The sequence below is a fragment of the Lentzea aerocolonigenes genome (genome assembly GCF_000974445.1).
Classification (GTDB): domain Bacteria; phylum Actinomycetota; class Actinomycetes; order Mycobacteriales; family Pseudonocardiaceae; genus Lentzea; species Lentzea aerocolonigenes.
Genome location: NZ_BBOJ01000015.1, coordinates 203,171 through 229,285 on the forward strand (window position 1 = coordinate 203,171; position 26,115 = coordinate 229,285).

Annotated in this window: 24 protein-coding genes; 10 read left to right on the forward strand and 14 right to left on the reverse strand. The window is 70.2% G+C overall.

The annotated features are described in order from the left end of the window. The first annotated feature begins 77 nt into the window (after window positions 1–77). Window positions 78–1,964: a prolyl oligopeptidase family serine peptidase gene (locus AOM45_RS28765; protein ID WP_030466111.1), complete on the forward strand. Its 1,887-nt coding sequence runs from the start codon at window positions 78–80 to the stop codon at window positions 1,962–1,964. Further along, window positions 1,961–2,809: a S66 peptidase family protein gene (locus AOM45_RS28770; protein ID WP_030466112.1), complete on the forward strand. Its 849-nt coding sequence runs from the start codon at window positions 1,961–1,963 to the stop codon at window positions 2,807–2,809. The genes AOM45_RS28765 and AOM45_RS28770 overlap by 4 nt, the downstream gene beginning before the upstream one ends. 198 nt (window positions 2,810–3,007) lie before the next feature. Here the strand turns inward: AOM45_RS28770 and AOM45_RS28775 are convergent, their stop codons facing one another. Together AOM45_RS28775 and AOM45_RS28785 are read right to left on the reverse strand one after the other, a co-directional pair. Then, window positions 3,008–3,664, reverse strand: coding sequence for a YdcF family protein (locus AOM45_RS28775; RefSeq protein WP_030466113.1), 657 nt, complete (start codon window positions 3,662–3,664; stop codon window positions 3,008–3,010). 635 nt (window positions 3,665–4,299) lie between these two features. Further along, on the reverse strand, window positions 4,300–4,845 hold the full coding sequence (locus tag AOM45_RS28785; protein WP_030466114.1) for a hypothetical protein: 546 nt from the start codon (window positions 4,843–4,845) through the stop codon (window positions 4,300–4,302). 106 nt (window positions 4,846–4,951) lie between these two features. Here AOM45_RS28785 and AOM45_RS28790 point away from each other — a divergent pair, with 106 nt between their 5' ends. Continuing rightward, the gene (locus AOM45_RS28790) at window positions 4,952–5,383 is read left to right on the forward strand and encodes an Hsp20/alpha crystallin family protein (protein ID WP_030466115.1); all 432 of its coding nucleotides are present in this window, start codon (window positions 4,952–4,954) and stop codon (window positions 5,381–5,383) included. Between the two features lie 54 nt (window positions 5,384–5,437). Further along, on the forward strand, window positions 5,438–6,151 hold the full coding sequence (locus tag AOM45_RS28795; protein ID WP_236703863.1) for a poly-gamma-glutamate hydrolase family protein: 714 nt from the start codon (window positions 5,438–5,440) through the stop codon (window positions 6,149–6,151). Between the two features lie 95 nt (window positions 6,152–6,246). On the opposite strand, the gene AOM45_RS28800 is transcribed toward AOM45_RS28795, so the two are convergent. Genes AOM45_RS28800 through AOM45_RS28810 form a run of 3 tightly spaced genes read right to left on the reverse strand, consistent with a single transcriptional unit; the run spans window position 6,247 to window position 9,121 of the window. Then, window positions 6,247–7,449: an acyl-CoA dehydrogenase family protein gene (locus AOM45_RS28800; protein ID WP_030466117.1), complete on the reverse strand. Its 1,203-nt coding sequence runs from the start codon at window positions 7,447–7,449 to the stop codon at window positions 6,247–6,249. Window positions 7,450–7,451: 2 nt separating this feature from the next. Next, window positions 7,452–8,468: a phosphotransferase family protein gene (locus AOM45_RS28805; RefSeq protein WP_030466118.1), complete on the reverse strand. Its 1,017-nt coding sequence runs from the start codon at window positions 8,466–8,468 to the stop codon at window positions 7,452–7,454. Then, window positions 8,465–9,121 (reverse strand): HAD family hydrolase, encoded by a 657-nt coding sequence (locus tag AOM45_RS28810; protein WP_030466119.1) that lies wholly within the window; start codon window positions 9,119–9,121, stop codon window positions 8,465–8,467. Before AOM45_RS28810 ends, AOM45_RS28805 begins: the two co-directional genes overlap by 4 nt. Window positions 9,122–9,449: 328 nt before the next feature. Between AOM45_RS28810 and AOM45_RS28815 the strand changes: the two genes are divergently transcribed. Continuing rightward, on the forward strand, window positions 9,450–10,937 hold the full coding sequence (locus tag AOM45_RS28815) for a carboxylesterase/lipase family protein (RefSeq protein ID WP_236703866.1): 1,488 nt from the start codon (window positions 9,450–9,452) through the stop codon (window positions 10,935–10,937). Window positions 10,938–10,939: 2 nt separating this feature from the next. Beyond that, the gene (locus AOM45_RS28820; RefSeq protein ID WP_030466121.1) at window positions 10,940–12,136 is read left to right on the forward strand and encodes an MFS transporter; all 1,197 of its coding nucleotides are present in this window, start codon (window positions 10,940–10,942) and stop codon (window positions 12,134–12,136) included. Window positions 12,137–12,190: 54 nt separating this feature from the next. Here the strand turns inward: AOM45_RS28820 and AOM45_RS28825 are convergent, their stop codons facing one another. Next, window positions 12,191–15,277, reverse strand: a complete 3,087-nt coding sequence (locus tag AOM45_RS28825) for an AfsR/SARP family transcriptional regulator (protein ID WP_236703864.1) — start codon at window positions 15,275–15,277, stop codon at window positions 12,191–12,193. A 121-nt stretch (window positions 15,278–15,398) separates the two neighbouring features. Further along, a complete protein-coding gene (locus tag AOM45_RS51150) occupies window positions 15,399–15,548 on the reverse strand; it encodes a hypothetical protein (protein ID WP_156093646.1) in 150 nt (49 codons plus the stop codon). A 153-nt stretch (window positions 15,549–15,701) separates the two neighbouring features. Between AOM45_RS51150 and AOM45_RS28830 the strand changes: the two genes are divergently transcribed. After that, complete coding sequence (locus tag AOM45_RS28830; protein ID WP_051782925.1) at window positions 15,702–16,958, forward strand: GGDEF domain-containing protein; 1,257 nt, start codon at window positions 15,702–15,704, stop codon at window positions 16,956–16,958. Window positions 16,959–16,965: 7 nt separating this feature from the next. Here AOM45_RS28830 and AOM45_RS28835 read toward each other — a convergent pair whose 3' ends face one another. Beyond that, window positions 16,966–17,808 carry an alpha/beta fold hydrolase gene (locus AOM45_RS28835; RefSeq protein ID WP_030466124.1) on the reverse strand — a complete coding sequence of 281 codons (843 nt, stop codon included), beginning with the start codon at window positions 17,806–17,808 and terminating at the stop codon, window positions 16,966–16,968. A 10-nt stretch (window positions 17,809–17,818) separates the two neighbouring features. Between AOM45_RS28835 and AOM45_RS28840 the strand changes: the two genes are divergently transcribed. Further along, window positions 17,819–18,283 (forward strand): PPOX class F420-dependent oxidoreductase, encoded by a 465-nt coding sequence (locus AOM45_RS28840; protein WP_030466125.1) that lies wholly within the window; start codon window positions 17,819–17,821, stop codon window positions 18,281–18,283. Here AOM45_RS28840 and AOM45_RS28845 read toward each other — a convergent pair. The 3 genes from AOM45_RS28845 to AOM45_RS28855 all read right to left on the reverse strand — a co-directional run bounded on the left by AOM45_RS28845 (window position 18,280) and on the right by AOM45_RS28855 (window position 21,357). Further along, on the reverse strand, window positions 18,280–18,927 hold the full coding sequence (locus AOM45_RS28845; RefSeq protein WP_081901909.1) for a VOC family protein: 648 nt from the start codon (window positions 18,925–18,927) through the stop codon (window positions 18,280–18,282). The genes AOM45_RS28840 and AOM45_RS28845 overlap by 4 nt on opposite strands. Before the next feature lie 15 nt (window positions 18,928–18,942). Further along, entirely contained in the window at window positions 18,943–20,943 is a 2,001-nt protein-coding gene (locus AOM45_RS28850) for a putative bifunctional diguanylate cyclase/phosphodiesterase (protein WP_236703865.1), read from the reverse strand. A gap of 72 nt (window positions 20,944–21,015) precedes the next feature. Further along, a complete protein-coding gene (locus AOM45_RS28855; RefSeq protein ID WP_030466128.1) occupies window positions 21,016–21,357 on the reverse strand; it encodes a hypothetical protein in 342 nt (113 codons plus the stop codon). 381 nt (window positions 21,358–21,738) lie between these two features. Here AOM45_RS28855 and AOM45_RS28860 point away from each other — a divergent pair, with 381 nt between their 5' ends. Continuing rightward, entirely contained in the window at window positions 21,739–22,500 is a 762-nt protein-coding gene (locus AOM45_RS28860) for a glycerophosphodiester phosphodiesterase family protein (protein WP_030466129.1), read from the forward strand. Between the two features lie 54 nt (window positions 22,501–22,554). Further along, window positions 22,555–23,961 (forward strand): MFS transporter, encoded by a 1,407-nt coding sequence (locus tag AOM45_RS28865; protein WP_030466130.1) that lies wholly within the window; start codon window positions 22,555–22,557, stop codon window positions 23,959–23,961. On the opposite strand, the gene AOM45_RS28870 is transcribed toward AOM45_RS28865, so the two are convergent. The 3 genes from AOM45_RS28870 to AOM45_RS28880 are packed head-to-tail and all read right to left on the reverse strand — an operon-like array spanning window position 23,924 to window position 26,009. Beyond that, the gene (locus AOM45_RS28870) at window positions 23,924–24,808 is read right to left on the reverse strand and encodes a hypothetical protein (RefSeq protein WP_030466131.1); all 885 of its coding nucleotides are present in this window, start codon (window positions 24,806–24,808) and stop codon (window positions 23,924–23,926) included. The two genes, AOM45_RS28865 and AOM45_RS28870, sit on opposite strands and share 38 nt — an antisense overlap. After that, a complete protein-coding gene (locus AOM45_RS53570) occupies window positions 24,805–25,665 on the reverse strand; it encodes a hypothetical protein (protein WP_156093647.1) in 861 nt (286 codons plus the stop codon). The genes AOM45_RS28870 and AOM45_RS53570 overlap by 4 nt, the downstream gene beginning before the upstream one ends. Then, window positions 25,662–26,009, reverse strand: a complete 348-nt coding sequence (locus AOM45_RS28880) for a PadR family transcriptional regulator (protein WP_308202576.1) — start codon at window positions 26,007–26,009, stop codon at window positions 25,662–25,664. Before AOM45_RS28880 ends, AOM45_RS53570 begins: the two co-directional genes overlap by 4 nt. Window positions 26,010–26,115: the final 106 nt, after the last annotated feature.

A 26,115-nucleotide genomic window follows, 5' to 3' on the forward strand; every position in this document is an offset into this window, starting at 1 on the left:
GCACCTACGACCCTAGGCCACGCGGAGATCGTCGGCAGGTCCTCCCCCACCAAACACTCCGCGTATAGGGTCGGGTTGTGGTGAAGATCGCTTCGTACGGGACCTGGACCTCGCCGATCACGGCAGGCGACACGTCGAAGCCGGGTGGGGGGTTCCAGTGGGCCGACCTGCACGGCGAACGGGTGTGGTGGGCGGAGAGCCGGCCTGCCGAGGGCGGCAGGGTGGCGCTGGTGCGCGACGGCGCCGACGTGCTGCCCGCACCGTGGAACGCCCGCAACCGGGTGCACGAGTACGGCGGCCGGCCGTTCGTCGTGCTGTCCGAGGACCGGGTGGCGTTCACGAACTGGGACGACCAGCGCGTGTACGTGTTCAACCCGGACTCCCCGCAACCCGAGCCGCTGACGCCGGAGCCGGACCGTCACCACGGCGTGCGTTACGCCGACCTGTCCGCGGGACCGGACGGCGAGGTGTGGTGCGTGCGGGAGACGATCACCGGTGACGCGCGCACCGACGTGCACCGCGACCTGGTGGCGATCACCGCCGCGGGCGAGGTGCGGGTGCTGGGTGCCTCGCACCACTTCATGACCGGCCCGAAGATCAGCCCCGACGGCACGAAGTTCGCGTGGATCGGCTGGAACCACCCGCAGATGCCGTGGGACGGCACCGAGCTGTGCGTGGCGTCGGTCGGTTCCTCCGAGCACGAGGTCGTGGCCGGGTCGCGGACCGAGGCGGTGTGCCAGTTCGAGTGGGAGGGCGACTCCCTGCTGGCGCTGACCGACCCCGACGGCTGGTGGAACCTCTTCCGCATCTCCCCCGACGGGGAACGCAAGAATCTCGCGCCGTGCTCCGAGGAGCTCGGCGGTCCGATGTGGCGGCTGGGCAACCGCTGGTTCGCCACGCTCTCGCCGGGCCGGTACCTGGTGGTGCGGTCCGGGCACCTGGCGGTGCTCGACGAACGCAGCGCCACGGTGACCGACGTGCAGACCGACCTGCCGACGTGGGCACCGGACCTGTCGGTGCGCGACGGCGTGGTGATCTGCGGCGCGGCCGGGCCGACGTCGGAGTTCGCGGTGGTGCGGCTGGACCTGTCCAACGGGGAGCTGACCTACCTGACCGGCGGCGAGGAGTCGCCGGAGGCCGCGTACCTGCCGGTGCCGGTGGAGCGGGTGTTCGGGGAGATCCCGGCCTACGTCTACCCGCCGTCGAACCCGGACTTCGCGGGGCCCGAGGGTGAGCTGCCCCCGTACGTGGTGCACGTGCACGGCGGCCCGACGGGGCGTGCGCTGCCGAAGCTGGACACCGACATCGCGTACTTCACCAGCCGCGGCATCGGTGTGGTGGCGGTGAACTACGGCGGCTCGACCGGCTACGGCCGGGCGTTCCGGGAGCGGCTGCGCGAGCAGTGGGGTGTGGTGGACGTGGAGGACTGCGCGTTCGTGGCGCAGCAGCTGGCGAAGGAGGGCACGGCGGACCCGGCACGGCTGGGCATCCGCGGCGGCTCGGCGGGCGGCTGGACGTCGGCGGCGTCGCTGACCTCCACGGACACCTACCGGTGCGGCATGGTCGCGTTCCCGATCCTGGACCTGGCGGGCTGGACGTCGGAGGGCGGCGAGACGCACGACTTCGAGTCGCGCTACGTCGAGGGCCTGGTCGGCAGGCTGCCCGAGGCCGCGGACCGCTACCGGGACCGGTCGCCGTCGACGAAGGCCCGGTCGGTGTCGGGCCCGGTGCTGCTGTTGCAGGGCCTGGAGGACGAGATCTGCCCGCCTGAGCAGGCCGACCGGTTCGCCGCGGACCTGGCGGGGTCGGGGATCCCGCACGCGTACCTGACGTTCGAGGGCGAGCAGCACGGCTTCCGCAAGGCCGAGACGATCAAGACCGCGCTGGAGGCGGAGCTGTCGTTCTACGGCCAGGTGTTCGGTTTCGAGCCGCCGGGCGTGCCGGTGCTGGACCTGTCTCGGTGAGCTCGCTGTCGCGCGGGGACCGGGTCGCGCTGGTGTCACCGGCCGGCCCGGCCCTGCCTTCGAGGCTCGCGGCAGGAGTGCGGGTGCTGCAGTCGTGGGGCCTGGAGGTCACCACACCTGTGGTGACGCCGTGGTCGCTGCCGTACCTGGCCGGTTCCGACGCCGCGCGGGCCGAGGAGTTCGTGGCGGGCTGGTGCTCGGACGTGGAGGCGGTGTTCTGCGTGCGGGGCGGCTACGGCTGCCTGCGGATGACGGACCTGGTGCCGTGGAAGGACCTGCCGCCGCGGGTGTTCGTGGGGTCGTCGGACGTGACGGTGCTGCACACGGAGCTGAACGCGGTCGGTCTGCCGACGGTGTTCGCGCCGATGCCGGGCACGTCGGACTTCGTGGACGACCCGCTGGCCCAGGCGCGGTTGTACTCGGTGTTGTTCGAGGACGTCCGGTCGTGGACGGCCGGAACGCCTGTGGTGCCCGGCGTCGCGCGCGGGGTGCTGACGGGCGGGAACGCGGCGTTGCTGGCGGCGGGCGTGGGCGGACCGCGGTGGGCGCCGCCGCCCGACGGGGCGATCGCGTTGCTCGAGGACGTCGACGAGGAGCCGTACCGGCTGGACCGGATCCTGACGCAGCTGCTGCGGGCGGGGTGGTTCGAGCCGGTGTCGGGGATCGTGCTGGGGTCGTGGACGGGGTGCGGTGACGTGTCCTCGGTGCTGGTGGACCGGCTGGGGTCGCTGGGGGTGCCGGTGCTGGGCGAGTTCGGGTTCGGGCACTGCGCGGGCTCGTGGTCGTTGCCGCTGGGGGTGGAGGCGGAGTTGGATGCGTCGGTGGGGACGTTGACGCTGGTGTAGCGCTTTACCGCAGTTCCAGCTTCATGGTGGACGTGCTGCGGGCACGCAAGGACGGTCAACGCGCCGCTGCCGCCGACGAACTCCCAGCGCACGTGCTCGCACTCGGCGCCGTGCGCCGGCCGAGCGCCTCTGTTCTCGAACACCGACGGCCGCGCCCTCGCCCCGAGTCGTTGAAAGGATGGTCGCGCGTCAGCGTCGTTAGATCAGGCGGCTGGTGTAGCCGGCCGCAACAAGCCGCTGGAACGCGCCGACGACGTTGTGGGGCATGTCCTGTTCGATGGCGAATCCTCGTCGGGGGTACTCGGTGATGCGCTGGGTGTCGCCGACCAACATGTTGATCACGCGGTCTACGTCGCCGATTCCGGCGACGTACTCGTCGAGTGGTAGCGGTTGGGACGAGCACATGACGTTGACCTCAGGCCATACCTTGCGGCAGGTCGCATAAGCTCGTCGCTGCTGGTAGGGCCGGGAGATCAGCATGACCGACTCGGGTCGGACTCCCGCGTCGGCGAGGATCTGGCGACTGTTGGTGAGGTTCTGGCTGGTGTTGGTGGCCTGGGTCTCGATGCTGATCACCTCGGCGGGCACGCCGAGTGCGATGGCGTGTTCGCGGTAGTGCACGGCTTCACCGCGAGGGAATCGTTCGATCGTGGTGGGCGCGTTGGCGCCGGTGAACACGATGCGCGGGAACAAGCCCTGGTGATAAAGCTCAGCGGTGTAAGCGGCGACACCGAGGTCGTGGCTGCCCAGGCCGATGCCAACGTCGCAGCGGCGAGGTTCGTGACCCATGTCGTGGTATCCCCACAATGTCTCGACATCCGCGCGCAAGTCGGGGGGAAGCATGGTGGTCGCCATGTCGAGGCACCTTACGACTGACTCGGGTCGGTGCCGCGAACACCCATCCGGTGAGCCAACTCGACGGCGTGGGTGGCTGGACGAGGCAATCTGATCATTTCGCGGACAAGGATGCGGGACAGCCGGTGGTACCGGACTTGTTCAGGTGCGTCCTGCTGGTCGGAAGACCGCGGATGTCGACGCGGGGACCGAGGTCGACCGCGACTTGAACGTCCCCGAGTTCCATCGCGGCAGTGACCCGGTGGATCTTGACGTTGGTGGGGCCGAACGCGGTCCACAGGTAGTTCGCGTCGCGGCCAAGTCGACTTGCTGCCTGGTCGGCCTCGGTGAGGAATGCCGTGGTGTCGCGCGGTCGTCTCGGCGGGATGAGGCGACCGCGCCGGCCAGGTGGAGGTCTGGCGCTCCTTGGGTTGACGGCGCTCAGATCGCGGTCCGGCTCATCGCCGCCGGACACCAGCCGGCAGACGCTGAGGCATGGGCCGGGCAACTCGACGGCTTCCGAGCAGCGGATCCAGATGGGATCACCGCGTACACCGCCTCCCTCGTGCGCCTCTGGGAGCGGAAGTTCGCCGGGACGGACGCCACCGAAGGCGCGCGCTGCTGGCTTGAACACAGGCTCCACAACCGCTGACGGCTCAGCTCCCTGACCTGCGGTTCTGCGCGTCCATGCGCAGCTGGTCGGTCTGCTCCCCGATGGCCGCGATCTGCCGGGCCAGCCCGGGATGCCCGTCCTGCAACCCCGGCCCGGCCTCCGCGAGCGGCCCCAGCAGCCCCGCCGCGTCCTCCCCGCCGAGCGCCTCCTGCACTCCGGCGTGGTGCGGCCCGACCTGCGCAGCCAGCATGCGCAGCACGGTCGCGTTGTCGCGGGCCCAGGTGGCGACGGCCTTGTCGCCCGCGCGGCGGTCTCGTTCGGCTTGCACGCGTTCGTCGCCGGTGCCGGTCTCGCCGGTGCGGCGGACGCGCAGGTACCTCTTCTCGGCGGCCTGTCTGCTGGCCACGCCGAGGGCCGGGGCGAGGTCCGCCCAGCTGGTGCCCAGGGCGCGGGCGGCTTCGATGAGCTGGGGTTCCCAGCCCGACAGTTCGTCGCGGAGGGTTCTGAGCAGCATCAACGCGGCCAGGACCTCACGGGCGTCACCCGGTGAGGCGGCGGTGGCGCGGACGGTCTCGTAGTCGCTCGTCATGTGTCGTCCTTCCGATGACGCTCGGCACTTGTCATCGTTTCGACGACATGCTACAACGGTGGTGCAGCGCATTGACAGTCCAACGAGGAATTACAGGAGGTGTCAGATGTTGATGCGCACTGACCCGTTCCGTGAGCTGGACCGGCTGACGCAGCAGGTGTTCGGGACTCCGGGTACGTGGTCTCGGCCCACCGCGATGCCGATGGACGCCTACCGCGACGGCGACCAGTTCGTGGTGTGCTTCGATCTGCCGGGCGTGACGCCGGACGCGATCGAGCTCGACGTGGAGCGCAACGTGCTGACGGTCAAGGCGGAGCGCAGGCCGATCGGCAAGGACGTCGAGATGCAGGTGTCGGAGCGGCCGCTGGGCGCGTTCTCACGGCAGCTGTTCCTGGGTGACACGCTGGACACCGACCGCATCGACGCCAAGTACGACGCGGGTGTGCTGACGCTGCGGATTCCGATCGCGGAACGCGCGAAGCCCCGCAAGATCTCGATCACCTCGGGCGAGGACGCGCCCAAGCAGATCGACGCGTGATACGCCTGGCGGGCGGCGGCCATCCGGGTGATGCCAGGTAGGCTTCCGCCCGCCATGAGACCCCAGCCTCAGTGGGCGGCGTTAGACGTCTACGCGTCCAACTCCGACCTCTACGCCGATCCCCGACTGGTGGAACGGGTGGATTACCGGCGTCGCTTCAAGCGGCACCGGCCCCGCACGCCGTCCGTCGTCCTCGCCCCGCACGGCGGCGGTATCGAGGTCGGCACGTCGGAACTGTGCCTCGCGATCGCGGGCTACCACCCGTCGACGCGGGTGCCGATCGGGCAGACGCACGACTACTGGATGTTCGAGGGCCTGCGGTCGGTCGCGAACGACGAGCTGCACGTGACGTCGTCGAACTGCGACGACCGCGTGGCCCGCGAGCTGGTTTCGGGTGCCTCGCACGCGCTGGGCCTGCACGGGTGCACGGCCGCGGCGGCGGGACTGGAGGACCACGACCGCGCGGTGCTGGTCGGCGGGCGGGACGCGTTGCTGCGGCTGGAGCTGCTGACGCGGCTGCGGCGGGCCGGGTTTCACACGATCGACGCGGTGGACCACCCGATACTGGGCGGCTACGACCGGGCGAACATCGCGAACCGCACGCGGTCGCGGCAGGGCGCTCAGCTGGAGCTGACCACTCCCCTGCGCACGGCGATGTTCGCGGAGAACTCGCGGTCGGATCGCCGGCACACGACGACCGAGGTGTTCTGGGACTTCGTGCACGCGTGCCGGGCGGCGCTGGTCGCCCGAGAAGCGCTCAACAACTGAGCACTTTCCAGCCGCAGCGACCCTGGTCGCCCCGGTGGCGTGCGCGGTCACGAGGAGAGTGGTGGTGCCCGCGCGGACACCACCACTCGTGCGTACTACAGGTACTTCTTGAGTTCCCGCTTGGCCAGCGACATGCGGTGGACCTCGTCGGGGCCGTCCGCGATGCGCAGGGTGCGGGTGGCGGCCCACAGCTCGGCGAGCGGGAAGTCCTGGCTGACGCCGGCGCCGCCGTGGGCCTGGATGGCCTTGTCGATGACCCATTCGGTCATCAGCGGGGTGCCGATCTTGATGGCCTGGATCTCGGTGTGGGCGCCCTTGTTGCCGACGGTGTCCATCAGCCACGCGGTCTTGAGCACGAGCAGGCGGGCCTGTTCGATGCGGACGCGGGACTCGGCGATCCACTCGTGCAGCACGCCCTGGGTGGCGATGGGCCTGCCGAACGCGACGCGGGAGACGGCGCGGCGGCACATCAGTTCGACGGCGCGCTCTGCCATGCCGATCAGGCGCATGCAGTGGTGGATGCGGCCGGGGCCGAGGCGGGCCTGCGCGATCGCGAAGCCCTCGCCCTCGCCGGCGATGAGGTTCGAGGCCGGGACGCGGACGTTGTCGAAGATGATCTCGGCGTGGCCGCCGTGCGCGTAGTCCTGGTAGCCGAAGACGTGCAGGGCGCGCTTGACGGTGATGCCGGGGGTGTCGCGCGGGACGAGGATCTGCGACTGCTGGCGGTGCCGGTCGGCGTCGGGGTCGGTCTTGCCCATCACGATGAAGATGGCGCAGTTGGGGTTCATCGCGCCCGACGACCACCACTTGCGGCCGTTGATGACGTAGTCGTCGCCGTCGCGTTCGATGCGGGTGGCGATGTTGGTGGCGTCGGAGGAGGCGACCTCGGGTTCGGTCATGCAGAACGCGGAGCGGATCTCGCCGTCGAGCAACGGTTGCAGCCACTGCTTCTTCTGCTCGTCGGTGCCGAACATGGTCAGCACTTCCATGTTGCCGGTGTCGGGCGCGGCGCAGTTGAGCGCTTCGGGGGCGAGGTGGGGGCTGCGGCCGGTGATCTCCGCGAGCGGCGCGTACTGCAGGTTGGTCAGGCCGCCGTGTTCGGGGTGGAAGAGGTTCCACAGGCCCTGTTCGCGGGCCTTGGTCTTGAGTTCTTCGAGGATCGGCTGGCGTTCCCACGGGTCGGCGGCGTCGTGCAGCTGCTGCTCCAGGACGGCTTCGGCCGGGTACACGTGCTCGTCCATGAACGCGAGCAGCTTCGCGCGCAGTTCCTCGGTCTTGGTGTCGTAGGCGAAGTCCATGGTCAGAGCTCCTTGTGGGCGGCGGCGAGACCCTGCCGCACGAGGGGAACGGTGAAGGCGCCGAGCTTTTCGAAGCCGGCGCCGACGGTCTTGCCGAGGGTGTTGCGGTAGTGGATGCCTTCGACGATGACGGCGAGCTTGAAGTAGCCGAAGGCGATGTACCAGCCCAGGCCGGAGGTGTCGGTGCCGGTGCGGGCGGTGTAGCGGGCGACGAGCTGGTCGGCGGAGAGGAACCCGGGCATCGAGGGGACGCTGCCGGTGATCGGGTCAGTGCCCATTCCCGGGTCCACGCCGAGGCCCTGCCAGTAGACGTAGAGCAGGCCGAGGTCGGCGAGCGGGTCGCCGAGGGTGGCCATCTCCCAGTCCAGCACGGCGCTGATCTGCAGCGGAGAGGAGGTGACCAGCGCGTTGTCGAGGCGGTAGTCGCCGTGGATGATCGCCACGCGTGGCGAGTCGGGGACGGTGGCGGCGAGCTTGTCGCGCAGTTCGTCGATGCCGGGCAGGTCGCGGCTGCGGGAGGCGTCGAGCTGCTTGCCCCACCGCTTCACCTGCCGGGCGAGGAACCCTTCCGGGCGGCCGAAGTCGCTCAGGCCCACCTCGTCGGGGTCGACGGAGTGCAGGTCGGCGAGCACGTCGACGAGTTTGCGCGACAGGACGGTGGCCTTCTCGGAGTTGAGCCACGGGCACTGCTTGCGTTCGCGCAGCGCCACACCGGGCATCTCCGACATGAGGTAGAAGGGCGCGCCGATGACGGAGGTGTCCTCGACGAGCTGGTGCGCGTGCGGGACCGGCACCGACGTGTGCTCCAGGGCGGAGATGACGCGGAACTCGCGGGCCATGTCGTGGGCGGTGGCGAGGACGTGCCCGAGCGGCGGGCGGCGCAGGACCCACCGCTGGGTGCCGTCGGTGACGCGGTAGGTGAGGTTGGAGCGGCCGCCGGGGAACAGCTCGCCGGTCAGCGGGCCTGTGCCCAGGTGCGTGGCCAGCGCCTGCAGGTCGAGGCCGGGAAGGTCGGTCACAGGTTCACTCCGAGGGTGGCGAGGTGGGCGCGGGTGGACTCGGCGCCGGTGTGGCGGAACGCGTGCATGCCGACGGCCTGGGCGGCGTCGACGTTTACCGGCGCGTCGTCGAAGAACACCGCGCGGGCGGCGGGCACGCCGATCTGCTCGAGGGTGTGGACGTAGATGCGCTCGTCGGGCTTGCGCAGGCCGACGCGGCCGCTGATCACGACGGTGTCGAACAACTCGATGAGCAGGTCCTTCGGGTAGCCCTCGCCCCAGCTGTTGGACAGCAACGCGGTGTGCAGGCCGCACGCGCGGGCCTTGCGGACGAGCTCGACCATCGCCGGGTCGGGCGACGCGCCACCGAACATGCGCTTGAGCAGCCCGTTCTCGTCGATCCGCGCGCCCGTGGTGGTGATCAGCTCGGCGGCGAGGAGCCGTTCGAACTCGGCCACGGTCAGCTCGCCGGTCTCGAGCCGGTGCACGGGGTTGTCGGGGCGGGCCTCGCGGCTCATCCACTCGCGCATGATGCGGTGGTAGACCTCGCGGTCGATGGCCTCGGCGTGCAGCCACGCGCCGACGAACTCGGGCACGGAGACCGTCAGGACCCCGCCCCAGTCGAAGACGAGCGCGTCGACGACCGGCTGCTCCGGAAACGTTGTGTCACCCACGAGTCGTGAGGGTACCGACCGGTCGGTATGTCGGCAACAGGGTGAACCGGATCATCAACTTTCGATGGACGGGACAACTGCCTTTATTCGGTTTCCGGCCCTCCCGGACATGGATACGTTCGAGTCCGAAGGGGTTCGACGACTCATGGCAAGGACGCTGACGACGAGGGCGCTGTCGCCGGAACGGTGACGGCCGCGTATCGCACGTTCGGCGCCATTCCGTGCCGGGGTGGCGGGCGCCGGTGCAGTCGCTGGCCGCGGGTGCGGTCGGGCCGACGGATTTCGTGAAGGACCACAAGTGCGATTTCTGGGGAGCGATGTGAAGAGGATGCTGACGGCGGTGCTCGCCGCCGTGATGGCCTGTGCCGTGGTGGTGGCTCCGGCCGCCGCCGGGGGTGATGGCGCGGTGGTGCGCACCGACAAAGGTGCGGTCAAGGGAACGGTCACCGACACGTACCGCACGTTCGGGAACATCCCGTTCGCCGCGCCGCCGGTGGGCGGGAACCGGTGGCGCGATCCGCAGCCGGTGACGCCCTGGCGGGACGTGCGGGACGCGACGACACCCGCGCCGATGTGCGCGCAGAACTCGCAGCTCGGCTTGCCCGCATCCGACGTCGAGGACTGTCTGTACCTCAACGTCACGACTCCGGCGGGCACGTCGGCCAAGCCGCGGCCGGTGATGGTGTGGATCCACGGCGGCGGGTTCACCGCGGGGGCGGCCTCGCAGTACGACGCGCGGTGGCTCGCGACGAAGAACGACGCGGTGATCGTGACGGTCAACTACCGGCTCGGGGTGTTCGGGTTCTTCGGTCATCCCGGTCTGGCGGGGTCGGGCACGTTCGGCCTGGCCGACCAGCAGGCGGCGCTGAAGTGGGTGCAGCGCAACGCCCGCGCGTTCGGCGGCGACCCGCGCAACGTGACGATCTTCGGCGAGTCCGCGGGTGGGCTGAGCGTGTGCGCGCAGCTGGCGTCGCCGCGGGCGGCGGGGTTGTTCGCCAAGGCGATCATCCAGTCCGGGCCGTGCGGGCTGACCTCACCCTCACTGACCACGCCGGGCGAGTTCACCACGCTGTGGCGACCTCGGGCACAGGTCGAGAAGGCCGGTGCCGGGGTGCTGGGCTGCGCGGACGTGGCGTGCCTGCGGGCGCAGCCGGTGGAGAAGCTGCTGACGGTGCACGAGCAGTTCTCGTACCCGGCGTTCGACACGGCGGTGCTGCCGATCGATCCGGTCGTGGCGCAGCGCACCGGCCGGATGAACCGGGTGCCGACGCTGGTCGGGACGACGCACGACGAGATGACGTTGTTCGCGCCGTTGTTCTGGCCCGAGCCGGTGCCCGAGACCGCCTATCTGGGGCAGCTGACGGCGTTGCTGGGGGCCGGGGTGGCCGAGAAGGTCGCGGCGCGGTACCCGGTCGACGGTGACGGGGACGCCCGCTCCGAGATCGCGCGGGTGCTGACGGACAAGTCGTGGTCGTGCCCGTCACAGCTCGCCCGCCGGGAGCTGGGACGGCACGCTCGGGTGTCGGGGTACGAGTTCGCCGACCAGGACGCGCCGCTGATCTTCCCGCTGCCACCGTTCCCGGACTACCAGGCCTATCACGGATCGGAGCTGGTGATGCTGTTCGAGTTCCCCGGCGTCACGCTCTCGCCGGCGCAGCGGGCGGTGTCGGACTACATGATCGCCGCGTGGGGCCGGTTCGCGCGGACGGGTGATCCGGGGTGGCGGGCGCCGGTGCAGTCGCTGGCGCCGGGCACGATCGGGGGAACTGATTTCGCCCGAGATCACCGGTGCGGGTTCTGGTCGTCCATTCTGTAGGCATGCCCGGCTACCGCGAGCTCGCCCGCGATCGCGAGTTCCGCGCCCTGTTCGTGGCGCACGTGGTGTCGGTGGCCGGGGACCAGTTCGCGAGGGTCGCGCTGACGGTGCACGTCTACGACCGCACCGCCAGCGCCGGCCTGACCGCGCTGACGTATGCGTTGACGTTCCTGCCGGACCTGGTCGGCGGGCCGCTGCTCTCGGGCCTGGCCGACCGGTTCGCGCGCAAAGAGGTGATGGTGGCCGCCGATCTCGTGCGGGCGGTCCTGTTGTTGTTCATGGCGGTGCCGGGGATGCCGTTGTCGGCGCTCGCGGCACTGCTGGTGCTGGTGCAGTTCGCCGGTGCCCCGCACGGGGCGGCGCGGGCGGCGTTGCTGCCGCAGGTCCTGCCCGACGAGCGGTATCCGATGGGGCAGGCCGTGCTGAGCACGGTCACGCAGGCCGCCCAGGTCGCCGGGTTCCTCACCGGCGGCGCCCTGGTGGCGTGGCTCGGGCCGGGCCCGGTGCTGGTGGCGGACGCGGTGACGTTCGGGGTCTCGGCGTTGCTGGTGCTGGTGTTCCTGCTGGACCGCCCCGCCCCGCGTGGCCCGCGGGTGCGGGCGTGGCCGGGGGATCTCGTCGGGGGCGCGCGGCTGGTGTGGGGTGACCGCCAGTTGAGGGCGCTGGTCGCGCTGGCGTGCGTGTCGGGTTTCTACATCGCGGCGGAGGCGCTCGCGGCACCGCTGGCGGCCCGGCTGGGTGCGGGTCCGGCGGCGGTGGGGGCGATCTTCGGCGTGGTGTCGGCGGGCACGGCGGTGGGCATGCTGGTGCTGGCGCGGGTGCCACGCGCGCCAGGGCTGCGGTGGATGCCGTGGCTGGCGGTCGTGTCGTGTGCGGTGCTGCTGCCGATGGCGTTCTCGCCGGGGCTGGCGTGGTCGCTGGTGCTGCTCGGGCTGTCGGGGGCGGCAAGCGGGTACCAGCTGCTCGCGAACGCGTTGTTCGTGCGCTCGGTGCCCGACGCGACGCGGGGGCAGGCGTTCGGGCTGGCGGTCACGGCGCTGCGGGTCTCGCAGGGGCTGGGCATCGCGGCGGCGGGGGCGGCGGCGCACTGGTGGCCGGTGCACCACGTCATCGCCGCGATCGCCGGGCTGGGAACGGTGGCCGCGGCGGGGGCGGCGTGGGAGTGGAGAAAGGTCAGCCGGTCGGTGCCGCAGTTCTAGAGGACCCTGATGCCGGACTGACAACACTGCCCGTTCTGACAGCGACCGGAGCGGTCACTCCCCCAGTTCCGACAGCACGGCGCGCGCCCGCCGCTCGGCCAGCGCCCTGCCGTGACGGGCCGCGACCTGCACGGCCTCGGTCGCCGTCACCGCCGCGGCCGCGGTGTCGCCGAGCGCGATCTGGTCGCGGGCGAGCTCGGTGAGCACGTCGGCTTCGAGCAGGAGCTGGTGGTTGGCGCGCAACAGTTTCAGCGACTCCTCCGCGCACGCTGCGGCCGTGTGGGCGTCGCCGAGCTCGCGGTGCGCGGCCGCAAGGCCCAGCAGGGAGGCGCACTCGCCGTAGCCGAACCCGATCTCACGGGCCCGGTGCAGCGTGTCCTGGAACGAACGGAGCGCTTCGGTGTGCTCGCCCAGGCCGTGGTGCACGCCCGCGAGGACCATGATCACGTTGACCTGGGTGCGGCGTTCGGCGAGCTCGGTGCTCAGCACCAGGGCCTCCTGCGCGACGCGGCCGGCCAGCTCCAGGCGCCTGGCGTCGAGGTGGACCTCGGCGAGGCAGGCCAGTGACGCGACCTCACCGATGCGCTGCCCTGCCTGGCGGCAGTAGGCGAGCACGCGCTCGTGGTCGGCGGCCGACTCGTCGAGCAGGCCCAGCGCCCACCTCGCGATGCCGCGGCCGTTGAGGCAGCGGTGGGTGTGTTCGCGGTGCCCGAGACCGCGGGCCAGCTCCAGCGCCTGGTCGTGCGCGGACAACGACTCGTCCGGGCGGCCGGCGTAGGTGGTGGCGTTGCCGATCGAGTTCCACGTCCGCAGCTCGAGCTCGACGTTGCCGGTCGCCTGGGCCAGCTCCAGTGCCGATCCGAGGTACTTCAGCGCCTCCTGGGGACGGCCGAGCTGGATGATCTGCCTGCCGATGTTGAGCAGCGCTTCCGCTTCGGCGCCGGGATCGCCCAGCTCACGGGCCAGCGCGAGCATCTGTTCGTGGTGCTCGGCGGCCCGTTCCCACTCGCTGACGTTGTAGAGGATCTGCCCGAGCAGGTCCAGCAGCGACAACCGGGCGGCGTTGTTGCCCGCGGTGATCGCCACGCGCAACGCCGCCACGAACGTCGCGATGGCCTCCCTGGTGTGACCGCAGGCCCGCAGGTAGCCGTGCAGCACGTCGACCATGCGCCACGCCAGGCGCTGCGCCGGCGGCCGGGTCGCCGCCCACGTGACGGCGGCCAGCAGGTTGTGCCGTTCCTGTTCCAGCCACCTGACCGCGTCCGGTTCGCTCAACCCTGGGTCGACGGGTTCGTCGCGCAACGCCGCCACCGGGAACGCCACCCGCGCCGCCGCGGTGGCCCGCCGCAGGTAGTGCTCGACCAGCCGGCACAAGGCGTCATCGGTGTCCGAGCCGTCCTCACGGGCCAGGCCCGCGGCGTAGGAGCGGATCAGGTCGTGGAACCCGCACCGGCCGGGTGCCGTGCGCTGCAGCAGACCGGCGGCGGCGAGCCGGTCGAACGCCCGGCGGATCTCGGCGGTGCCGGTGCCGGCGAGCGCGGCCGCCGCGTCCACTCCGATGTCCGGGCCCGGCACGACACCGAGCAGCCGGAACAACGTCTGGTCGGCGCGGTGCAGCCGCAGGTAGGACTGGTCGAACGCGGCGCGCACCGCGGACCGTTCGTCGCCGTCGATGGCCAGCGCGGACACCCGGTCGCGGGTCGTGAGCTCGGTGACGTAGTCGGTGACGCTGCAGCCGGGGTCCGCGGCGAGGTTCGCCCCGGCGATCCGCAGCGCCAGCGGCAGGTGCGCGCAGGTGTCGGCGAGCCTGCCCAGCGCCTCGGGTTCGGCCTCGGCCCTGCCGGCGCCGACCAGGTCCGCGAGCACCGCCTGGGACTCGCTGTCGCTGAGCACGTCCAACGCCAGCCCCGTCGCACCGGGGTCCACGACCATGCCGCGCAGGTCGTGACGGCTGGTGATCAGCACGACGCACCCCGGCTGGCCGGGCAGCAACGGCCGCACCTGGCCCGCGTCGGCGGCGTTGTCGAGCACCAGCAGCATCCGGCTGCCGCTCAGCGCACTGCGCAGCAACGCCGCCTGCTCCTCGACCTCCGCGGGCATCTGGTCGCGGCCGAACCCCAGCGCACCCAGGAACCTCGTCAGCGCCGCCGACACCGGCAACGGCGGGTCCGCCGCGAAACCCTGCAGGTTCACGTACAGCTGACCGTCGGGGAACCGGTCACGCCACCGGTGCGCCACGTGCACGGCCAAGCTGGTCTTGCCCACCCCCGGCGGACCGGAGATCACGATCGTGCGGTCCGCGGCACCAGGCCCGAACGCCAGCTCGTCCAGCCGCGCGATCACGTCCTCGCGCCCGACGAACCGGCTCACCCCACCCGGCACCTGCGCGATGACGTGCGCCGGCACCAGGTCACCGCCGTCCCCCGCCGTCAACGCCGTCTGATGTGCCCGTTGCAGCCGCGCACCGGGCTCGACCCCGAGCTCCTCGGTGAACCTGCGCCGCACCCTCCGATACGTCCGCAACGCGTCCGCACGCCGACCGGCCAGGTGCAACGCCTCCACCAGCTGCGCCCAGAACGTCTCGTGCCACGGGTGCTCCTCGGTCACCCGCACCAGCTCACCGATCACCTCACCGTGCCGGCCCAGCTCCAGGCTCACGTCGAAGAACCGCTCCCGCGCCCGCATCAGCTCCTCGGCCAGCGGCGGCACGTCCTCGCGGTGCAACGACTCCGACGCCACGTCCGGCAGCACCGGCCCGCGCCAGCACCGCAACGCCTCCCCCAGCAACGCCCGCTCGTCCTCACCCCCGGCGCCCGCGGCCGCCCGCACGGCGTCGCGGAACCTGGTCAGGTCCAGCGCGTCGTGCGGCACCCGCAGCAGGTAGCCGTCCGGGTGGGTCTCGATGACGGCCCCGTCACCGAGCATCCTGCGCAGCCGCAGCACGTACATCTGCACCGAAGTGCGACCCGCCGGCGGCGCGTCCACGCCCCACAGCCGGTCCACGATCACGGACTTGAGCACGACCGTGTTCACCCGCAGCAGCAACGTCGCGAGCAGCGCCCGCTGCTTCGGGCCGTTCACGTGCACGGCACACCCGTCCCGGCTGACCTGCAGCGGGCCGAGCACACCGAACGTGAGCACCACACACCCCCTGACCACGCGAGGGTGTCGATTCAACCAGTGGAAGTGGACAAGGACATGTCGTGACGGCGTTGGAGGGTGCCGGCGCAGCACCCTCCCCAACCGGCGGCACTCACAAGTGTCAGACGGTCCAGTCCGTCGACGCGAACGTCCAGTCCGTTGAGGACGCGAACGTCCAGTCGGTGGAGGTGAACGTCCAGTCGGTCGACTTCGCGAAGGTCCAGTCCGTCGAGGTGAAGGTCCAGTCGGTGGACAGCGCGCGGTTCATCATGACCGTCTCCTTGTGGGATGTGTTGCGGTTGTGCGAAGGGGGTGAAAAAGGTGAGGACTACTCAGAGTGAGGTCCCCCACATGGAGCCACGACTTCGCGTGACCCGGTAGCTACAGTGGTTTGTTCCTAGTGGATTTCGGTGGGGGTGGCAGCGTGCCTTGGCTCGACCCGCGCCGGTGGAAGTTATGGTCCCTTCCTCCTGTCGTGCTGACCTACGTCGTGACGACTGCCGTGGCGGCGGCACTCGTCACGCTCGCAACCGCACGGCTTACCCCTGTCGAGGCGCGCCACTGGATCTGGTTCGCGGCACTCTCCGTCGCCGCGCTGACACACCTGGAAGCGGCGCGCGGCATCGAACGCATCCGCGAAATCTCCTCTGAGGGCGTTCCTCACGCGCAGATGCAGTCGGTCTGGCAGTTCGCGGGCGTGCTCGTTCTCCCGATGCCACTGGTCGTCCTGCTGGTCGTGACCATTTACCTGCACGCGTGGCTGCGGGTGTACAAACGCCGGGCGGTTCTCTACCGGAAACTGTTCTCCGCCGCCACTGTCGTACTTGGATGCGCCGCAGCGCAATGGGTGCTGGCCATGTTCTCCGCGACAAACCCGTCCGACCTGGACGGTCCACGCGGGCTGGTCGCACTCGTCGTGGCCGGGTTCCTCTACTGGTTCGTCAACTACGCCCTCGTCGTCGGCGCCATCATCATGACCAACCCCGCGAACCCGATGCGCACCGCGCTCGGCCACGCCTCCGACGTCCTCATCGTCACCGCGTCCGTCGGCCTCGGCTCCGGCATCGCGATCATCGCCACCGCCCGGCCGTGGCTCTCACCGATCCTGCTGCTCACCGTCCTGGCCCTGCACATGGGCCTGCTGCTGCCGCAGTTCCGCATCGCCGCCCGCACCGACTCCAAGACCGGCCTGGTCGACGCCACCTTCTGGCACGACGTCGCCGAACGCGAGATCGCCCGCGCCCGCCGCCTCGTCTCCACCGTCGGCGTCCTGATCCTCGACCTCGACCACTTCAAACAGATCAACGACACCTACGGCCACCTCGCCGGCGACCGCGTCCTGCGCGCCGTCGCCGACGCCCTCAAACACGCCGTGCGCTCCTACGACCTCGTCGGCCGCTTCGGCGGCGAGGAGTTCGCCGTCCTGCTGCCCGGCGTCGGCACCAACGAGGTCCGCGCCACTGCCGAACGCATCCGCTTCGACATCGCCCGCCTCGAGGTCGAAGTCGTCGACCGCGTCGGCGAGACCCGCGTCATCACCGGCCTCACCGGATCCGTCGGCGCCGCCGTCTTCCCCGACTCCGCGACCGAGCTCAGCCCCCTGCTGCTCGCCGCCGACGACGCCCTCTACCAGGCCAAGAGCAACGGCCGCGACCGCGTCGCCACCGCCCAGGTCCACTGACGACGCCTCAGGCGTCGAGGAACTCCGCGATCCGCTTCGCCACCGCGTCCGGCTCCTCCACCCACGGGAAGTGCCCCACACCCTCGTGCACGTGCAGGGTCGAACCGGGGAACAGATCAGCCAGCTCCGCACACCGCCGCACCGGCGAAATCGGATCCTCCGAACACGCGTACACCAGCACCGGGTGGTCGAAGTCCGCCAACGCCCGCCGCAACACCCCCGGCACGAACGCACCCTCGGCGTTGTACCCCAGCGCGACCTCGTACTTCCACTGCCCCAGCTCAGCCCGCGCATGCGCCTGCGCCCGCTCGTCCCACCGCGCGTACAACAACGGCGACGCCGCCACCCGGTTCTCCACCGACGTGTCCCCCTCGGCCGTGCGCCGCAACGCCGTCGTCGCCGCCTCGAACCACGGCTCACCGGCCCGCGCCGCCAGGAACACGTCCCAGTCGCTCTGCTCCGGCGACAACCCCACCGACCGCAACGCCGGCGTCAGCAGCACCAGCCTGCCCACCCGGTCCGGGAAATCCGCCGCGTACCCCATCGCGATCCCCGCACCCGCCGAGTGCCCCAGCACGTCCACCACGTCCAGCCCCAGGTGACGGCGCAGCATCTCCACGTCCCGCACCAGCATGTCCCGCCGGTACGTGAACGGATCCACCGGCGCCCCGGACAGCCCCGTACCCCGGTTGTCCAAGATCACCAGCCGCCGCGACGCGTCCAGCCCGCCCAGCGTCTCCAGGTACTCCGAAGCCCGGCCAGGACCACCCGCCAGCACGACCAGCGGAACACCGTCGCCCGCCTCCCGATAGGCGAGCTCCGTACCGTCGAACGAGGTGAAACGTGCCATGCTGCACATCATGCCGAAGATCGCCACGGCCGACGTCGTCGACCGGCCGCAGCTGCTCGAGTTCCTCCGCACCCGCCACCACGGCGTCCTCATCACCCACCGCAGCACCACCGACGGACTCCAGGTCTCCCCCGTCTCCTGCGGCGTCGACGAGCACGGCCGCATCGTCATCGCGACCTACCCCCAGCGCGCCAAGGTCCGCAACGCCCGCCGCAACCCCGCCGTCACCATGTGCGTGCTCTCCGACGACTGGGACGGCCCCTACGTCCAGATCAACGGCACCGCCGAAATCCTCGACCTGCCCGAGGCACTCGAGGACTTCGTCGACTACTACCGCTGCATCGCAGGCGAACACCCCGACTGGGACGAGTACCGCGCCGCCATGCTCCGCCAGGGCAAGTCCCTCGTCCGCATCACCATCGACACCTGGGGCCCGATCGCGACCGGCGGCTTCCCACCCGAACTGGACGCCTAGCTCACCGCCCAGGTGCCACCCCAGCCCTTCGGCTGCTCCAGCACCACGCACGCACCACCGTGCGGACCCTCGATCGACGCGATCCGTCCCGTTGGCACGGTCGTCGGCTCCAGCAGCACACGACCGTCCAACTCGGACACCCGCGCACACGCGGCCTCCACGTCGTCCACCGCGAAGTACACCTGCCAGCCCGACGCCCGATCCGTCGTCAGACGACCCGCCACCGGGCGCGGATCACCGTGCCGCGACGACGTGAACAACACGAAGTCCTCGACACCGGGCCGCACCTCCCAGCCCAGCTCCGCCACCCAGTACTCGTCATCGGGCTCCGCGGTCATCAACTCCACCCAGCACGGCTCACCAGCCCGCGGCGCCGGAGCCCACGGACCGTGCAGCACCCTGCCGGTGTCCACAGAGGAATTGACCTTCAGCTCCCGCGGCTCGTCGCCACCGAAGAACACACGCCAACCCTGTTCTCCCGCAACAACTCCCGCCACGAGTCTGTCACCCACCCAGCCCGAGAAAGACCCGCCCGGCTCCGCTATCACCGACCAACCGAGCACACCGGCGAAGAAGTCCACCGACAGCTCAGGCTCGGCAACACTCAACTCAAGACGACGCAAACCACAAGACGACACGGGCATCCCATCGGGCGGAGATCAGGAGCGCGCACCATCCTCTGCTCCGACCACCCGAGACGACAATGCGCCATTCGGCGGCATGCGCTCCGCGCTCACCACGTCACGCAACGGCACCGGCCGACCCAGGTGAAAACCCTGCCCGACCCGCACCCCCAGCCCCCGCAACACCTCCACCTGCGACGGCCGCTCCACCCACTCCGCCACCGCCGACAAACCCAGCCCGTTCGCGATCTGCACGATCCCCGAGACCAGCACCGCGTCCGCGTCGTTGGTCTCGATGCCCTTCACGAACTCACCGTCGATCTTGATCCCCGTGATCGGCAGATGCTTCAGGTGCACGAAAGACCCGAACCCCGAACCGAAGTCGTCCAACGTGATCCGGCACCCGAAACTCCGCAGCTGCGTCGCCAGCGTCACCGCCGCGTCCAGGTTCGTCACCGCCGCCGTCTCCGTGATCTCCAAACCCAACCGGCCCGGCGCCACCCCCGCCGACCCGAGCTTGTCCAGCACGAAGTTCCCGAAGTCCGGATCCTCCAACGTCCGCCCCGACACGTTCACGTTGAACCGCAACCGCGAGTCCGGCTCCGCCACCAACGCGTCGATCGCCGTCGACAACACCCACCGGTCGACCTCCAGGATCAGGTTCGACCGCTCCGCCACCGGCAGGAAGTCGGCAGGCCCCAGATACGGCTCCTGCCCGTCCTCCAACCGCAACAACAACTCGTGCCCCAGCGTCTGCCCCGACGACAGCTCCACCATCGGCATCCCGTACAACGCCAGCCCGCCACCCGCCAGCGCAGACCGCAACCGGTCCAGCACACTGACCCGCTTCACCGTGTCCGCGTAGTGGTTCGGCTCGTACACCGTCACCCGGTCCCGGCCCGCCGCCTTCGACGCGTACAACGCCAGATCCGCGTTCGCCAGCACCAGCTCCCACGAATCCCCCGGACCGAACTCCGCCAATCCAGTCGACACCGTGATCCGCGCCGGCGTACCGATCCCCGCCAGCGGAAAACCCGCCACGGCTTCCTTCAGGTTGTCCGCCACCTCGGACGCGTCCTTCAACGACGCACCCGGCAACACCACCGCGAACTCGTCACCGCCCAGACGCGCGATCAACCGATCACCCAGACGCGACTGCAACGCCGACGCCAGCATCCGCATCACCCGGTCACCCACCGCGTGACCCCGCAGATCGTTGACGTCCTTGAAGTTGTCCAGATCCAGCACCAGCAACGCACCCGAACCGTTGTTCGCGAGCTCCTGCTCCAACGCCCGCGTCAACGCACGCCGGTTCGGCAACCCAGTCAACGGGTCCTGCTCGGCCATCCGCACCAGCTCGTCGTGCACCCGCGACGACTGCGTCACGTCGTGCGCCGTCCCCAACGCACGCAACGGCGTCCCGTCGTCATCCACGACGACCTCACCGAAACACTCGAACACCCGCTCCGCACCGTCCGGACGCAACATCCGGTGCGTGTACGAGAACACCGATCCCGACTTCAACGCCGCGTCCAGCGTCTCCTCGATCATCGGCAGGTCGTCCGGGTGCACCAGCCGCGAGTACAGCTCGAAGTCGAACGCCGTCCCCGGCTCGAACCCGAACATCTCCAGCAACGTGTCCGACCACGTCACCCGGTCCTCGGAGATCGACCACTCCCACGTCCCCATGCGCCCCAGCGCCTGAGCCCGCCGCAGCGCGTCCGCCTCCTGGGTCACCGTCAGCTCGCGATCACGCCACGCCGACACGTCCACGACCTCGTACATCAGGTCGTCACCCAGACGTGAACACCGCACCTCGAGCCACTTCGGCCCCGGCGCCAGCACCTCCCGCGTCGGAGCGGGTCCCTCGGGCACACCGGGCAGCAGCGCGGGCAACGACCGCCCGTACGCCTGCTCGACCGGAACCCCCAGCACAGCACCCAAAGCGCGGTTGCACCACAACAGGTTCCCGCGTGCGTCCGTCACGGCATAGCCGACATCCGCTCGGTCCAGCACCGTGCGGCAGTAGGAGGTCACGCGCGTCATGATCGTCCGATCACCGGACGTAAGCAACCCGCTACGCCGGTCAGTTCGCAACTTCACGAACGGCTAACGCAGCCGTTCCAAACCCTTCGCCGACTCCACCAGCTCCGCCGCCAGCTTCCTCAGCTCGTCGTTCTCCGCCCCGTCCTGTGCCGCGGTGACCACGTCCTCCGCGGCACACCGCAGCTGGAACAACCTGTCCTGCAGGTCCGCCAGCTCCGCGGTGGACAGCACCACCGCGTCCTCCGGAAGGCCACCACGCTGCAGCGCCGCCCGGCGTTCGTAAGCCCGCTGACGGCACGGCTGTGCGCAGTACCGCCTCGGCCGGCCGATCCGCCCACTCCCCGGCAACCGCCGCCCGCACCACGCACAGTGCCTGGGCTCATCCGCCTCCATGGAGCGCTCCATGGCGCGCGACGGTAGCGAACTGCGGCGGTTGACCTCCAGCGACGCGCCAGAAAGCCCGACCTTCGTAGGGAACCGGACACTACCGTTTCGGCGATTGCTGTTCGTTTCGGGTGGGGTTTGGTCGCGTTGAGTCGGTTGATGACGTTGCGGCTGCTTCGATTGATCGGTTTTCAACGACTTCTCCCTGACGCGGCTCCGGATCCTCTTCGATGACCGCGGGGCTGCCCCGGTTCCGTGGCGTTGTTGACTCAGGACTGTTCTGTGGACGGGACGACTGACAGGTTTGATTTCAGACTGCACTGAAGCAATAGAGGACAAGAAGAAAGTGTCACGCCACCCACAGTCCACCCCGGAGCCATTCCCGGAAGGCACACTCAGGAGGTGACCCACCCGTACCTCGCAGGCCCGCGCCCTCGAGCCTTCGCCCACCGCGGCTGGCACGTCGACGACCTCACCGGCATGGAGAACTCCCTCAGCTCGTTCCGCCGAGCCGTCCAGGAGGGCTACCGCTACATCGAGACCGACGTCCACGCCACCGCCGACGGCGAGGTCGTGGTCCACCACGACCACACGCTCGACCGCACCACCGACGGCGAAGGTCGCGTCGCCGACCTGCCGTGGACCGAGGTGCGAAACGCCCGCATCGGCGGACGCGAACCCATCGCCCGCCTCGCCGACGTCCTCGAAGAACTCCCCGACACGTTCTTCAACATCGACGTCAAGGCAGACAACGCCGTCGAACCGATCATCACCCTGCTGCGCAAAGCCAAGTCCCTGCACCGCGTCTGCCTCGCGAGCTTCTCCGACAACCGCCTCGCCCGCCTGCGCCGCCGCGGCGGACCCGGCCTGCTCACCTCCATGGGACCCCGCTCCGCCGGCGCGCTCTGGGCCGCCGGACGCATCCCGTTCGCCGGACTCGCCGTCCGCGGCCAGGTCGCCCAGGTACCCGTCAACCAGGGACGCCTCAAGATCGTCGACGGGAAGTTCGTCCAGGCCGCCCACCGCCGCGACCTCGAAGTGCACGTGTGGACCGTCGACGACGAAGCCGACATGCGCGCCCTGCTCGACCTCGGCGTCGACGGACTCGTCACCGACAGGCCCGACGTCCTGCGCGAAGTACTCCGCTCGCGCGGCAACTGGTAACAGGTTGGACAGTCGATCATCGGCCGTGTCGGCGGACAAGTACAGTCCGCCGACATGAAGGTCAAGGGCGACGACGCCGCCGACGCCAAAACCGCCCGCCGCCGCGAACAGCGCGGCTGGGTCTGGTACGACGTGGCGAACTCCGTGTTCCCCACGTCCGTGGTCACAGTCTTCTTCTCGCTTTACCTCACGAGCATCGCGACGAACGCCGCCAAGGCCGACACCGCGCTCAACGGCGCGAACCCCTGCGCGGGCGACAACGCGTTCGACCACTGCGACGTCACGTTCCTCGGACTGCAGTTCCCCGCCGGCTCGCTGTGGGGCTACCTGCTCTCCCTCGCCACCGTGATCCAGGTCGTCGTGCTGCCGGTCATGGGCGCCATCGCCGACCGCACCCAGAACAAGAAGAAGATGCTCGCCTTCTTCGCCTTCACCGGCTCCGCGGCCACCATCGCGCTCGCGACCGTGCAAGGCACCAACTGGACCCTCGGCGTGCTGTTCTTCGTCATCGCCAACATCTGCTACGGCGCCAGCGTCGTCGTCTACTACGCCTTCCTCCCCGAGATCGCCGCACCCGACGAACGCGACGCCGTCTCAAGCCGCGGCTGGGCGTTCGGCTACCTCGGCGGCGGCGTCGCCCTCGCGATCCAGCTCGGCATCACCCTGTCCGCCGACTCCCTCGGCATCACCGCGGGCGACGCCGCGCGCATCGCGTTCGTCATCTCCGGCCTCTGGTGGGCGGGCTTCACGTTCATCCCACTCACCCGCCTCACCGAGCACCAGTCACCCCACGGCCGCGAACACGGCGCCTCGGTGATCTCCGCGGGCTTCAAGGAGCTCGGCACGACCCTCAAGCAGGCCAAGGCCTTCCCGCTCACCCTGGCCTTCCTCGGCACCTACCTGATCTACACCGACGGCATCGCGACCGTCGCCAACGTCTCCGCCCAGTACGGCAGCGTCGAGCTCAAGTTCGAACAGCAGACGCTCATCACGGTGATCCTGATCGTCCAGTTCGTCGCGTTCATCGGCGGCGTCCTGCACGGCTTCGTCGCCAAGCGCGTCGGCGCCAAGAAGACGATCCTCGGCTCGCTGCTCGTGTGGATCGTCGTGATCACCGCCGCGTTCTTCGTCGAGGCCGGCGACGAGATGCAGTTCTACCTCGTCGCCGCGGGCATCGGCATCGTGCTCGGCGGCACGAACGCCTTGTCCCGCAGCCTGTTCAGCCAGATGGTGCCGCCCGGCCGCGAGGCGCAGTACTTCTCGCTCTACGAGGTCGGCGAACGCTCCACCAGCTGGCTCGGCCCGCTGGTGTTCGCCGGCGTCGGCCAGGCCACCGGCAGCCTGCGCCCCGCCATCCTCGCCCTGATCATCTTCTTCGTCGCCGGCTTCGTCCTGCTGATCTTCGTGCCGGTGCGCCGCGCCATCAAGGCCGTCGGGAACGAAGAACCCGCTCTCGTGTGACCCGTCCGACCGGGGCGGCGGCGCTGACCAACCACAGCGCCGCCGCCACCACGAACACCACCCGCAGCTCCGCCGGACCACGCACGCCCGTGACGACGACATCCGGCAGGAACAGCAACGCGAAAATCGACAACGCACGCCCCAACGCCGGTGCGCTGCTCACGTACGCATAGACACGCACGGCCAGCACCACCACCGGCAGCACGACCGGGTTCAACCACCACACGAGCAGTTCCGCGGCACCCACGAGCACCGCTCCCCCACACCACCACAGCATCGACCTCGTCGGCGTCGGCGCCTCACGGTGAAAACCCAGACACAGAGCCACGAACGCCACCAGCGTCGGCAGCTGCCACAACACACTCGCAGCCCCCGCCGGACCGGGATCCGTCACCGCGTTGACCACCCACGGCACCAACGCCGCACCGGCCACCACCTTCGCCCACGTCCGATGCCCGCGCATCAGCAGTGCGATCACCACGACCGGACTGAAGTTCGCCAGCACCGCCGCCCACTGCGGCGCCTCGCCCGTGCCGAACACGATCTCGGTGTAGACGACGTGCACGACGTTCTTGAGGCCCAGCAACAACCCCAGCACAGCGAGCCACCGCGCGACCTCCCCCAGCCGCACGGCGTTCGAAGGAGCGCCGGACGCCGCGAACCGCGTGCGGATCGCCAGCGCCAGCATCGCCCCGGTCTCGCCCCACCCCGGCCAGCTGTGCTCCAGATCCAGCTCGTCGGTCCGGTCGGCCAGGAACAGGCCGACCATCTCCTCCTCGCGGTCCTCCCGGTACCACCGCGGCAGGACCTTCAGCAGCAGCCGGTACCGGCGCTCCAGGTTGTTCACGACGTGCGCACCCGGCGCACCGGCGCCACCGCGCTGATCACCAGCAACACCGCCAGCACGAGCGCGACGCCGAACACCTCTCCCCCGGCCAGCAGGAACGCGAGCGGCGCCAGCTCCAGCACCGCGAACACCGACAACGCCCGTCCCAGCACGAAGTCACCGCGCACGAACGCCACCACCCGCAGCACCACGGCGGCCACCGGCACCACGAACGCCCCCAGCGCGAACCCGCCGAGCACGCCCACCAGCAGCGCTCCCCCACCCCACCAGGCGAGCCTGCGCACGGGCGGCGTAGGCGCCTCACGGTGAAAACCGAGACACAGAGCCACGAACGTCACCAGCGACGGCAGCTGGAACAACAACCACGCCCCGATGTGCGGCCCGACCGTGACAACGGCAGGAAGCGCGGCGGCCAGGGCCGCGAGCTTCGCCGTCGTGCGCTTCTTCGCCAGCAGCGCCACGAACGCCACGATCGGCGCCACGTCGAACACGCGCATCCACGTGAGTCCGCCGACGATCTCCGGATGCTGGTACGCGTAGACCATGCTCGTGATCGACGCACCCGCGTAGAACACACCCAGCAACAGCCCGATCATGCCCAACGCGCGCACGATCTCGCCCCGCCACGCGACCTTCATCGGCACGTTGGTGAGCGCCGCCCCAGCCGCCAGATGCGTGCGCACGGCAAGCCCCAGCACCGCCCCGGTCTCGCCCCACCCCGGCCAGCTGTGCTCCAGGTCGAGCTCGTCCGTCCGGTCGGCCAGGAAGATCCCGACCATCTCCTCCTCGCGGTCCTGCCGGTACCACCGCGGCAGGACCTTGAGCAGCAGCCGGTACCGGCGCTCCAAGTTGCTCACGCGTTGTTCGCCCATGCCTGGACGCCCCTCCCCCTCAGCACCGCGGAAGCCGCCCGCACGTTCGCGCTCAGCCTCGCGACCTCCGCCTGCAACGCCCGCACACCGGAGTCGGTGAGCTTGTAGTAACGCCGAAGCCGGCCCTGGTGCACCTCTTCACGGTCGCGCTCGGCGAACCCGTCGGCCACCAGCCGGTCCAGCACCCCGTAGAGCGTGCCGACCCGCAGCACCGTGCGCCCCTCGGACAGCTGCTCGACCGCCTGGACGATCGCGTAGCCGTGCAGCGGCTCCTCCGCGAGGGCGGTGAGCACGAGGAACGTCTGCTCGGACATGACTCGACCACTCATGCCGCTGAATATATCGCGCGACGAGCTATATCGGGAAGCAGAATACTTCGGGACGGTCGACATCCGGCTCGGGCCACAGCTGCCGAGGCCCGGACAGGCACCGCCG